Here is an 11,219-nt window from a genome sequence, read left to right as displayed (position 1 = left end):
GCCACGCCTGCGCGCCCCCTGCTCCACGCCTCGGGCCGTCTCCGCCCCTGCCTGCGGCCCTCTTCGCTCCGCCCTTCCGGGCTCTACCCCCGCCCCCGCTGACGGTCCCCTCGCTCGGCCCCTCGGGCCGTCTTCGCCCCCTACGGGTCTCCTGGGGCCGCCTTAGCCTCCGCCCGTGGGCCTCTTCACTCCGCCCCGCAGGCGGTCTCCGCCCCGCCTCCCCGACCCTTTCGCGTCGACATGCGAAGTACGTCCCCCGCCGTGATCATGGCCCCATGACGACCACTGACGATCCGGCGGAACCGGCCCGGCCCACCGCGTCCAAGGACACGGCGGTCCTCCAGGACGACGGCACCAAGCGCCAGTTCATCTCCTGGCTGACGCTCGCCTTCATGACCACGGCGTCCGTCGCCTCCCTCCGGCCCGCGCCGACCATGGCCATCTACGGCCTGGCCGCGATCTTCCTCTACCTCCTGCCCGCCGTCGTCTTCCTCCTCCCCACCGCCCTCGTCGGCGCCGAACTCGCCTCCGGCTGGTCCGGCGGCATCTACCGCTGGGTCAGCGAGGCCCTCGGCAAACCGCTCGGCTTCGTCGCCGTCTGGTGCCAGTTCGCCATGACGATCGCCTACTACCCGAGCCTGCTCGCCTACGTGGCCTCGACCTTCGCGTACGTCATCGACCCCTCGCTCGCCGAGAACGGCCTCTACGTCGCGATCGTCATCGTCACCGTCTACTGGGCCGGCGTCTGGATCTCCTCGCGCGGCACCAAGGCCATCGCCGGGCTCTCCTCCTTCGGCCTGATCGTCGGCACCCTCGTCCCCGGCGTGCTCCTCGTCCTCCTCGGCATGGTCTTCCTCGGCCAGGGCAACCCCTCCGCCCAGCCGATGAGCGCCGACCACTGGCTGCCGCCGTGGACGGGCCTCGCCAGCCTCGTCCTCATCGTCAACAACTTCCTGTCCTACGCGGGCATGGAGATGAACGGCGTCCACGTCTCCTCGCTGCGCGCACCCAAGCGCGAGTACCCCAAGGCGATGTTCCTGGCCACCGGGCTCGTCCTGCTGATCTTCATCCTCCCGGCCCTCGCCATCGCCTGGGTCATGCCGTCCGACCAGCTCAGCCTCACCGCCGGCCTGATGCAGGCCTTCCAGGCCTTCTTCGACCACTTCTCCATCGGCTGGATGACCCGGGTCGTCGGCGTCATGCTGGTCTGCGCCGCCCTGGGCGGCATGCTCACCTGGCTCGCCGGGCCCGCCAAGGGCCTCGTCCTGCTCTCCCGCCAGGAGGGCTACCTCCCGCCCGCCTTCCAGAAGTTCAACAAGGCCGGCTCGCCGACCGGCATCATGGTCGCCCAGGGCGTGATCACCACCCTGATCGGCATCCTGTACGCCTTCAGCGACTCCGTCTCCAGCTCGTACTGGATGTTCTCCGTCATCACCGTGCAGATCTACCTGATCGCCTACCTGCTGATGTTCGTCGCCGTCGTCAAGCTCCGCCGCACCCAGCCCGACGTCGAGCGCGGCTTCCGCGTCCCCGCCGTCACCTGGGTCGCCGCCGTCGGCTTCGTGGCCTCCGTCCTCGCCCTCGCCATCGGCTTCGTCCCGCCCGACCAGTTCGACGGCGAACCCCTCTGGCGGTACCTCCTCGTCGTCGGCGGCGGCCTCCTCGTCCTCGGCATCCTCATCCCCGCCGCCCTCCTGAAGTTCCGCAAGCCCGAATGGATCCACCCGGAACACCGGGAACCTTCCGGCACTCCCTGACGTCTGACCCCGTATGCCCGGAAAGGTCACGCGCGCGTCCGCCGTCCTGCTGTTCCTGGGGGCGCTCGCGTACACCGCCTGGGTCCTCGAAGCCGTCGTGCGGACCGGCCTCGACCCGGTCCGCACGTACGTCTCCGAGCTCGCCGCCGCCGACCAGCCGCTCGGCGGCCTCTTCCGCGCCGCCGACCTCGCCGCCGGCCTCCTCGTCCTCGCCGGCGCCCTCCTCGGCCTCCGCGCCGCCCGCGCCCCCGAGGCACCCGCGCCCGGAGTCCCCGGCTGGGCCCGCACGGACCCCGGGCCCGCCGCCCGCCGGCCCTGGCTCCGCGCCGGCTGGGCCGCCCTCGCCCTCTTCGGCGCCGCCACCGCCGTCGACTCCCGCCTCCCGCTGAGCTGCGCCGCCACCGCGGACCCCGCGTGCGCCGCCCGCGAGGCCGCCGGACTCGTGCCCGTCACCCACACGGCCCACGCCGTCAGCTCCGGAATCGCCATGACCGGCGCCCTCCTCGCGATGGCCGCGCTCACCCTCGCCGCCCGCCGATACGGTCTCTGGCCGCTCCTGGCCCGCACCGGTCCGGTCCTCGTCGCCCTCGCCCTCGCCGCCACCGCCTGGACCCTCGCCGCCGTCGCCTCCTTCGAGTCCGGCGGAGGCCACGCCGCCCTCGGCGCCGCCCAACGCCTCCAGGTCCTCCTCGTCGCCGCCTGGATCACCCTCCTCGCCGCGTCGACGCCCCGAGCGGCGGACGAAGCGACCCGCACGGGGGACGGCGGCCGCGCGGGGGGCGGCTCCGGCGCCGAAGGCGGCTCCGGTGGCGGGGACAGCGCCCGCCTCGGGGACGACGCCCGCACCGGGGGCGGCTCCGTCACCGGAGGCGGCTCCGGTAACGCGGACGCCCCCCGCCCCGCGGACGGCTCCCGGCCATGACCTTCGTACGTCTCGGGGGCCTCGCCCACCACGTCGCCGTCGACGGCGACGGGCCCGTCTGCGTGCTCTCCGCCGGCCTCGGCCTCGGCTGGTTCGACTGGGACCCGGTCGTCCCGCTGCTCGCCCCGCACCGCACCCTCGTCCGCTTCGACCGCCCCGGCCACGGACTCACCCAGGAGGGCACCGAGCCTCCCACCCTCGCGGGCGAGGCCGACCGGATCGCGGCCCTCCTCGACGCCCTCGCCCTGCCCGGCCCCGTCACCGTTGTCGGCCACTCCCTCGCCGGACTGCACGCCGAGGGCTTCGCCCGCCTCCACCCGGAACGCACCGCGGCCCTCGTCCTCGTCGACTCCTCCGTCGAGGACCGCCCCCGCCCCGGCCACCCGGCGCCGGCTGCCGCCGCGGGAGCCGTGCTCACCGCCCTCGGCCTGCCCGCCGCCCTCGGCCCCGCGCTGCGCCGCCTCGCCGTCCGCCCCGACCCGGCACCGCCCGCCGACGTCCGCCGCGTCTACCGCGCCTCACGCGTCTGGCGCGGCGCCCTCCGCGAGAACGCCGCCTACGGCTCCGTCGCCGCCGAACTCCTCGCCCTGCGCCGCGCCCGCCCCCTGCCGACCGGCGCCCCCGTCACCGTCCTCGCCGCCCCCGACGGCTCCGCCCGCTGGGAACGGCGCCAGCGCGCGCTGGCCCGAGGGCTCGGCGCCCGCTACGAGGCGGCCGAACCCTCGGGCCATCTGGTCATGCGGGACGCCCCGGACACGCTCGCCCGGGTCGTCCTCCAGGCGCTTCAGCCGGCGTAGACGCTCGCGCAGAAGGCCTTGAGCTGCTCGTCCGAGAGCTGCTGCGCCAGGTCGGCCTCGCTGATCATGCCGACGAGCCGCTTGTTCTCGATCACCGGGAGCCGCCGGATCTGGTGGCTCTGCATCTCCTCCAGGACCGCGCCCACGTCGGCGCCCGCGTCGATCCAGCGCGGAGTGCCCTGCGCGAGCGAGCCACAGGTCACCTTCGACGGGTCGTGGCCCATCGCCACGCAGCGGACCACGATGTCGCGGTCGGTGACGATGCCGCACAGCCGTTCGTTCTCGTCGGCGACGGGCAGCGCCCCCACGTTCAGGTCGCGCATCAGCTGCGCGGCGCGGTCGAGCGTCTCGTGTTCCGGGATCCAGCGTGCTCCCGGGTGCATGATGTCCTTCGCCGTGGTCATGGGGTGCGTACCTTTCGTCGAACGTCGTTGCACCTGTCCCCGAGCGCCTCTCATTCTCGTGGCACGCGTCGGCCCCCGCGACCGCAGCGGGTCACGGGGGCCGGGGGAGCACCGGGTTCGGTCAGGGGGTGGCGCCGCGCTTGCGGAGCATGTCCGCCATCAGCGCGATCTCCGACTCCTGGGCGTCCACCATGCCCTGGGCGAGGTCCCGCTGGATGTCCACCGAGCACCTCCGCACACAGCCCTCGGCCATGTGCACCCCGCCCCGGTGGTGGGCGGTCATCAGCCGCAGGTACAGGATCTCGGCGTCCTTGCCGGACGCCTTCCGCAACGCGTCGAGCTGCGTGTCCGTGGCCATGCCGGGCATCAGCGCGCCGTCCTTGGAGGCCGCGTCACCGGTGACGGGCATGCCCATCCAGCTCATCGGCGCGGTGCCCGACTCGACCTTCGGCAGGCCCCACACGTCGAGCCAGCCGAGCATCATGCCGCGCTGGTTGGCCTGCGTGTTGGCGATGTCGTACGCGAGCCGGCGCACCGACTCGTCGGTCGTCCGGTCCCGGACGAGGAACGACATCTCGACGGCCTGCTGGTGATGGACCGACATGTCCCGGGCGAAACCGGCGTCCGCCGAGGCGGTGTCCGGGGTCCGGGGCGCCTCCTCGCGCTCGGCCGACGCGACCGTGACGGCGCCCGCGGCGAACAGCACCGACAGGGCGACCGCGGTGATCGCCGCGTAGCGGGTGCGGCGGGGGGTCACTGGCCCATCCCGGCGCCGCCCATGCCGTCGGCGCCGACGCCGCCGGTGCAGGCGGCACCCGGCTCGGGCGTCTGCTTGCCCTGCACGTACTTGGTGAAGAAGGCGTCGACGCGCGGGTCGCTCGCGCTGTCCACGGTGACCTGCTTGCCCCAGGCGGACAGCGTGATCGCGCCGGCCTGGTCGTCGACCGGGCTCATCAGCGTGTACGGGGTGTCCGAGACCTTGTCCTTCAGCTTCTTCACGTCGGCCTCGGCGGCCTTCTTGTTGTACGTCACCCACACGGCGCCGTGCTCCAGGGAGTGCACGGCGTGCACCTCGGGGACGGCCTTGTCGTAGACGTCGCCGTTGCAGTTCAGCCACACCGGGTGGTGGTCGCCGCCGACGGGGGGCTTGCTGTCGTACTTGACGGCGGTCTCCACGTGGTTGCGGCCCAGCTTCGCCGCGTCCCAGGACTTCTCGCCGGCGATGGGGGCCTTGGCGGCGGCCTCCTTGGCCTCCTCCTCGTCGGCCTTCTTCATCAGCACGAAGGTGCCGAAGCCGACGAGGCTCAGCACGACGACGGCGGAGATGCCGAGGGTGAGGAAGCGGTTGCGGCGCTCCCGGGCCTGCTCGGCGCGGCGCATCTCCTCTATTCGGGCGCGGCGGTCGGCGGTGGTGGAGCGGTTGGCGGCCATGGTGATGTCGTCCTTCTGGGAAAGATAAAAAGGGGGAAGTCGTCGTTCGTGGCGGAGGGCGGGGACGCCGCCCTAGGTCCGGAGAACTTGAAGGACGTGCAGGTCCGGCGCGCGCGGCCGGACCCCGGGGTCCCGACGCGCGCCCTCGCCGGCGAGCGCGTCGACGCGCGGCAGCCGGTCCTCGGTGTGCAGCGGCGGATCGAGGGGCGGGGCGCTGAGCACCGCGGGGGAGAGGGCCGGGAAGAGGGAGCAGTCGCCCCGGTCGTACGGGCACACGTACGCGGCCAGGCCGGTGCCGGGGACGGGGGTGGCGGCGGGCCCGGAGGACACCCCCGGGGGCGCGGCACCGCCGGGCCCGACGGCCGTCGGGGCCGCGGCCCGCTCGTGCCCCGGATGGCCGCCCGGCCCCGAAGGACCGCTCCCCAGACAGACGAAGAGCGCGGCGAGGAGCGTCGCCACGGCACTCACCAGTGCCATGGGACGCGCGTGCCGGTACGGGCGTTCGAGCCGTAGGGCTCCCATGGGCGCAGATCGTAGTGGGAGAGGGGGCTCCGTGGGCCGAACGGGGTAGGACTTCCCCAGGTCCTCGGTTACCTGTGTCACACCCGAACAGGCAGTATGGGTGTGCAACGTGCGCGAAACCATGTGGTGGGATGCTCAGGTGCCCCCCGATGTGCCCGAGGCGGTGGGAGCAGGCGGCCTGACCAGCGAGGATGGGTGTGGAAATGGACAAGCAGCAGGAATTTGTGCTCCGTACGCTCGAAGAGCGCGACATCCGCTTCGTGCGCCTGTGGTTCACCGACGTGCTCGGCTTCCTCAAGTCGGTCGCCGTCGCCCCCGCCGAGCTGGAGCAGGCCTTCGACGAGGGCATCGGCTTCGACGGCTCCGCGATCGAGGGCTTCGCCCGCGTCTACGAGTCCGACATGATCGCCAAGCCGGACCCGGGCACCTTCCAGATCCTGCCCTGGCGCGCCGAGGCCCCCGGCACGGCCCGGATGTTCTGCGACATCCTCATGCCGGACGGCTCGCCGTCCTTCGCGGACCCGCGCTTCGTCCTCAAGCGGGCCCTCGCCAAGGCGTCCGACCTCGGCTTCACCTTCTACACCCACCCCGAGATCGAGTTCTTCCTGCTGAAGGACAAGCCGCTCGACGGCTCGCGGCCCACCCCCGCCGACAACTCCGGCTACTTCGACCACACCCCGCAGAACGTCGGCATGGACTTCCGCCGCCAGGCCATCACCATGCTCGAATCGATGGGCATCTCGGTCGAGTTCTCCCACCACGAGGGCGCGCCCGGCCAGCAGGAGATCGACCTCCGCTACGCGGACGCGCTCTCCACCGCCGACAACATCATGACCTTCCGCCTGGTCATGAAGCAGGTGGCGCTGGAGCAGGGCGTGCAGGCGACGTTCATGCCGAAGCCGTTCTCGGACTACCCCGGCTCGGGCATGCACACCCACCTGTCGCTCTTCGAGGGCGACCGGAACGCCTTCTACGAGTCGGGCGCCGAGTACCAGCTCTCCAAGGTGGGCCGGTCCTTCATCGCGGGCCTCCTCAAGCACGCGGGCGAGATCTCCGCCGTCACGAACCAGTGGGTCAACTCGTACAAGCGCATCTGGGGCGGCTCCTCCCGCACCGCCGGCTCCGGCGGCGAGGCCCCCTCGTACATCTGCTGGGGCCACAACAACCGCTCCGCCCTCATCCGCGTCCCCATGTACAAGCCCGGCAAGACCGGCTCCTCCCGCGTCGAGGTCCGCTCCATCGACTCCGGCGCCAACCCCTACCTGACGTACGCGGTCCTCCTCGCCGCCGGCCTGAAGGGCATCGAGGAGGGCTACGAACTCCCCGCCGGCGCCGACGACGACGTCTGGGCCCTCTCCGACTCCGAGCGCCGCGCCATGGGCATCGAGCCCCTCCCGCAGAACCTCGGCGAGGCCATCGCCCTCATGGAGAAGTCCGAACTGGTCGCCGAGACCCTCGGCGAGCACGTCTTCGACTTCTTCCTCCGCAACAAGAAGCAGGAGTGGGAGGAGTACCGCTCCGAGGTCACCGCCTTCGAACTGCGGAAGAACCTGCCGGTGCTGTAGGCAGGCGCCCCGCCCGGACGCTGCCCCGGCCCCGGTCCCGGGCCGCCTCGGCCGGTGGTCCGCGGAAAGGTGTTGCCGTGGGGGGCGGGGGTGTCCAGACTGCGCGGGTGAAGATCGAATCCGTCGCCACCGCGCGGCTGCTCCTGCACCCCCTGACCGTCGCCGAGGGCGAGCGGGTCGCCGCGCGGGAGCGGCTGCCGGGGGAGCGGTGGGGGGAGGGGTACCCGGGGGTGGGGGACCTCGCCTCGGTCGGGGCGTTCCTGCGGAGGTGCGCCGAGGACGGGGAGCCGGGGGCCTTCCGCACGTATCAGATACGGGTCGCGGAGAGCGGGCTCGTCGTGGGCGGGATCGGGTTCCACGGGCCGCCCGGGCCGGACGGGGCCGTGGCCGTCGGGTACGGGATCGTGCCGGGGGAGCGCGGGAAGGGGTACGCCTCCGAGGCGCTGGCCGCGGTGGTCGGCGTCGCCCGGTCGGCCGGGGCCGCGGCGCTGCGGGGCGACGCCGATCCCGCCAACGCCGCCTCCCACCGCGTCATGGAGCGGGCCGGGATGCGGCGCGTGGCGGAGGAGGGCGGGCTGGTGCGGTTCCTCGTGGAGCTGGAGCCGTAGAGGCCCGCGGCTCAGCGGTCGGCGAGGTCCGACGGGGCCTCTTGGACCACCCAGCCGTTGCCGTCGGGGTCCTCGAAGGTGAGGAAGGAGTTCCAGGTCCCGCCCTTGCCCTCCTCCCAGCCCGTCGCCCCGACGTGCATCACCGGGGAGACGTCGACGCCCGTCTCGACGAGCGCGTCCCGGGCCGCCTCGATGTCGGTGACGCACAGCTGGAGGCCGTGCAGGCTGCCCGGGGCCATGGTCTTCGCGCCGGGCATCGTCGGCATGCCCGACATCAGGGCGATGGAACAGCGCGAGCCCGGCGGGGTCGCCTGGATGATCCGCGTCCCGGGGGCGACCTCGTCGTCCAGGTCGATGGTGAAGCCGCACGCGTCGGCGTAGAACTCCTTGGCCCGGTCCATGTCGGTGACGGGGACCGGGACCACTTCCAGTGTCCAGTTCATGCGACCACCGTCCCGCACCCGGCCCCCTCGCGCACGCCATCCACGCGGGCGACTTGACGGAAAAGCACCTTGCCTTGATGTGAGTGACCTGATCCTTTCGCTCAAGGGGTGAGAAGGATCGGGAACGACCGCTTCGGTGCCATCCAATCTCCCTATAGTGACGACGCGTTGGCCGCACACCGCAGGAGACAGGACAGATGACGCCCTCCCCCACCGCCGGGCCCGCTTCCGACGCCGCACCCCCGTCCGGATGCCCCGCGGCCGTCCCGCTCTCCGGGCCCGGCTTCCACACCGACCCCCAGGCCCTCTACCGGTCCATGCGCCGCGAGCACGGGCCCGTCGTCCCCGTGGAACTCCCCGGCGGCTTCCCCGCCTGGCTGGTCATCGGCTACCGCGAGGTCCACCAGGTCACCAGCGACCCCGAACTCTTCCCCCGGGACGTCGGCCTGTGGAACCAGTGGCCGCACGTCCCCGCCGACTGGCCGCTGCTCCCGATGGTCGGGCAGCCCCTCCCCTCCATCTACTTCACCGCGGGCGAGGAGCACCGGCGGCACGTCCGGATGGTCGTCCCCGCCCTGGAGGCCGTCGACCCCTTCGAGATCCGCGGCCACTGCGAGCAGCTGGCCGACCGGCTCGTCGACGCCTTCTGCTCCCGCGGCACCGCGGACCTCGTCGCCGACTTCTGCGAACCCCTCCCCGTCCTCGTCCTCGCCCGGCTCGTCGGCTTCCCCGACGACGAAGGCGCCGACATCGCCCGGGTGTTGAAGGACCTCGCCGACGGCGGCCCCGAGGCGCAGAGCGCCCACCGGCGGTTCGGCGAGCACATGGCCCGCCTCGTCGCCGCCAAGCGCGCCGAGCCCGGCGACGACGTGACCTCCCGGATGCTCGCCCACCCCGAGGAGTTCACGGACGAGGAGTACATGCTCGACCTGATGGCGATCACCGCCGCCGGACACCTCACCACCGCCGACTGGATCGGCAGCTCCCTCCGGCTGATGCTCACCGAGGACGAGTTCGCCGACTCCATGGCGGGCGGCCGCCGCAGCGTCGCCGACGCCATGACCGAGGTGCTGTGGGAGGAGGGCCCCACGCAGATCCTCGCCGGCCGCTGGCCGTCCCGCGACACCCGCCTCGGCGACCGGCGGATCAAGGCCGGCGACCTGCTGCTGCTCGGCCTCGGCGCCGCCAACACCGACCCGGTGATCCGGCAGGGCGCCCCCGGCGCCACGCCCGCCGAACGCGGCGGCGGCGGTGCCCACCTGGCCTTCAGTCACGGCGAGTACCGCTGCCCCTTCCCCGCCCAGGAGATCGCCGAGATCATCGCCAGGACCGGCATCGAGGTCCTCCTCGACCGGCTGCCCGACCTCGAACTCGCCGTCCCCCCGGGGGAGCTGGTCCGCCGCCCCTCCGCCTTCCTGCGCGGCACCACCGCCCTGCCCGTCCGGTTCACCCCCGTACCCACCACTGGAGGCCCCTCGTGACCTGCCCGTACGCAGCCGGCCGGGACGCCGCTCCCGTCGTCGTCGACCCGATGGTCCAGGACCTCGACGGCGAGACCGCACGCATCCGCGCCGCCGGGCCGCTCGCCCGCATCGACCTGCTCGGCGTGCCCGCCTGGGCCGTCACCCGGCACGCCGACGCACGCCGGCTGCTCGTCGACCCCCGGCTCGTGAAGGACATGGCCGCCTGGGACCTGTGGACCAGCGGGACCGTCACCCACGCCTGGCCGCTCATCGGCATGATCGACGCCGGCCGCTCCATGTTCACCGTCGACGGCGAGGAGCACCGGCGGCTCCGCGCCAAGACCTCGCAGGCGCTGACCCCGCGCCGCCTGGAGGCCATCCGCCCCGACATCGAGAAGTTCACCGCCGAACTCCTCGACGACCTGGAGGAAGGCGGCCGGGACGGCGCCGTCGTCGACCTCAAGTCCGTCTTCGCGCAGCCGCTGCCCATGCGGGTCGTCGGCATGCTGATGGGCGTCGACCCGCAGGCGAACGCGATGCTCACCCGGCAGTACAAGAAGTTCTTCTCGATGCTCACCCCGCAGGAGGAGCGGCTCGCCCTCCTCGCCGAACTCGACGTCTTCTACACGGAGTTGGTCCGCGCCAAGACCGCCCGGCCCACCGACGACCTGACCTCGGCGCTCATCCTCGCCGAGGACGGCGGCGAGCCGCTGACCGAGGAGGAGGTCGTCGGCAACCTCAAGGCGATGGTCGCCGCGGGCCACGAGACCACCATCGGCCTCGTCCTCAACGCCGTCCGCGCCCTGCTCGCCCACCCCGAGCAGCTGCGGGCGGTGCTCGCCGGAGACGTCCCCTGGGAGGCGGTCATCGAGGAGACCCTGCGCTGGGACACCCCCACCACCCACCTCCTGATGCGCTTCGCCACCGAGGACATCGCGGTCGGCGACGCCGTGATCCCGAAGGGCGAGGGGGTGGTCATCTCCTACCGGGCGATCGGCCGCGACCCCGAGCAGCACGGCCCGGACGCCGACGCCTTCGACATCACGCGGCCCGCGCCCCACCGCCACATGACCTTCGGCCACGGCCCGCACATCTGCCCCGGCGCGGCGCTCTCCCGCGTCGAGGCGGGCATCGCCCTCCCGGCGCTCTTCGCCCGCTTCCCGAGGCTGCGCCTCGCGGTCCCGGACGGGGAACTGCGCAACCTCCCGGTGATGACCCAGAACGACCTGGAGTCCTTCCCGGTCCTCCTCGACGCCTGACCCGCCCGCGCCGGGCGGTTCGCCGCCGGTCTGCCTGGCCGCGCCCGG

11 protein-coding genes and 1 pseudogene are annotated in these 11,219 nt (G+C 73.1%); 7 read left to right on the top strand and 5 right to left on the bottom strand.

Going from position 1 to position 11,219, the window contains the following annotated elements; genetic code table 11:
- The first annotated feature begins 275 nt into the window (after positions 1-275).
- From ACFZCF_RS02100 to ACFZCF_RS02090, 3 genes and pseudogenes are all read left to right on the top strand, one after another.
- Complete coding sequence (locus ACFZCF_RS02100) at positions 276-1,757, top strand: amino acid permease (protein ID WP_391283992.1); 1,482 nt, start codon at positions 276-278, stop codon at positions 1,755-1,757.
- 13 nt (positions 1,758-1,770) lie between these two features.
- Positions 1,771-2,499, top strand: a pseudogene (locus ACFZCF_RS02095) (DUF998 domain-containing protein); the annotation flags it as partial.
- 176 nt (positions 2,500-2,675) lie between these two features.
- On the top strand, positions 2,676-3,476 hold the full coding sequence (locus ACFZCF_RS02090) for an alpha/beta fold hydrolase (protein WP_391283990.1): 801 nt from the start codon (positions 2,676-2,678) through the stop codon (positions 3,474-3,476).
- On the opposite strand, the gene ACFZCF_RS02085 is transcribed toward ACFZCF_RS02090, so the two are convergent.
- From ACFZCF_RS02085 to ACFZCF_RS02070, 4 genes are all read right to left on the bottom strand, one after another.
- Positions 3,464-3,880 (bottom strand): CBS domain-containing protein, encoded by a 417-nt coding sequence (locus ACFZCF_RS02085; protein WP_388440085.1) that lies wholly within the window; start codon positions 3,878-3,880, stop codon positions 3,464-3,466. The two genes, ACFZCF_RS02090 and ACFZCF_RS02085, sit on opposite strands and share 13 nt — an antisense overlap.
- A gap of 121 nt (positions 3,881-4,001) precedes the next feature.
- Complete coding sequence (locus tag ACFZCF_RS02080; protein ID WP_388440082.1) at positions 4,002-4,637, bottom strand: DUF305 domain-containing protein; 636 nt, start codon at positions 4,635-4,637, stop codon at positions 4,002-4,004.
- On the bottom strand, positions 4,634-5,311 hold the full coding sequence (locus ACFZCF_RS02075; protein WP_388440079.1) for a DUF3105 domain-containing protein: 678 nt from the start codon (positions 5,309-5,311) through the stop codon (positions 4,634-4,636). The genes ACFZCF_RS02080 and ACFZCF_RS02075 overlap by 4 nt, the downstream gene beginning before the upstream one ends.
- Positions 5,312-5,383: 72 nt before the next feature.
- Positions 5,384-5,833: a hypothetical protein gene (locus tag ACFZCF_RS02070; RefSeq protein WP_391283987.1), complete on the bottom strand. Its 450-nt coding sequence runs from the start codon at positions 5,831-5,833 to the stop codon at positions 5,384-5,386.
- 203 nt (positions 5,834-6,036) lie between these two features.
- Here ACFZCF_RS02070 and ACFZCF_RS02065 point away from each other — a divergent pair, with 203 nt between their 5' ends.
- Both ACFZCF_RS02065 and ACFZCF_RS02060 read left to right on the top strand, forming a co-directional pair.
- Positions 6,037-7,398 carry a glutamine synthetase family protein gene (locus ACFZCF_RS02065; protein ID WP_030755173.1) on the top strand — a complete coding sequence of 454 codons (1,362 nt, stop codon included), beginning with the start codon at positions 6,037-6,039 and terminating at the stop codon, positions 7,396-7,398.
- 107 nt (positions 7,399-7,505) lie between these two features.
- A complete protein-coding gene (locus tag ACFZCF_RS02060) occupies positions 7,506-8,006 on the top strand; it encodes a GNAT family N-acetyltransferase (RefSeq protein WP_391283984.1) in 501 nt (166 codons plus the stop codon).
- Between the two features lie 11 nt (positions 8,007-8,017).
- Here the strand turns inward: ACFZCF_RS02060 and ACFZCF_RS02055 are convergent, their stop codons facing one another.
- Positions 8,018-8,449 (bottom strand): VOC family protein, encoded by a 432-nt coding sequence (locus ACFZCF_RS02055; RefSeq protein ID WP_388440069.1) that lies wholly within the window; start codon positions 8,447-8,449, stop codon positions 8,018-8,020.
- Between the two features lie 197 nt (positions 8,450-8,646).
- Here ACFZCF_RS02055 and ACFZCF_RS02050 point away from each other — a divergent pair, with 197 nt between their 5' ends.
- Positions 8,647-9,930, top strand: a complete 1,284-nt coding sequence (locus ACFZCF_RS02050) for a cytochrome P450 (protein WP_388440066.1) — start codon at positions 8,647-8,649, stop codon at positions 9,928-9,930.
- Positions 9,927-11,171 carry a cytochrome P450 gene (locus tag ACFZCF_RS02045; RefSeq protein ID WP_388440063.1) on the top strand — a complete coding sequence of 415 codons (1,245 nt, stop codon included), beginning with the start codon at positions 9,927-9,929 and terminating at the stop codon, positions 11,169-11,171. Before ACFZCF_RS02050 ends, ACFZCF_RS02045 begins: the two co-directional genes overlap by 4 nt.
- Positions 11,172-11,219 lie beyond the last annotated feature (48 nt).

Source organism: Streptomyces sp. NPDC007945 (genome assembly GCF_042958885.1).
In the GTDB taxonomy this organism is placed as follows: Bacteria; Actinomycetota; Actinomycetes; order Streptomycetales; family Streptomycetaceae; genus Streptomyces.
Note: the sequence above shows the minus strand (reverse complement) of the source record. Positions and strands in the feature narration are given on the sequence as shown.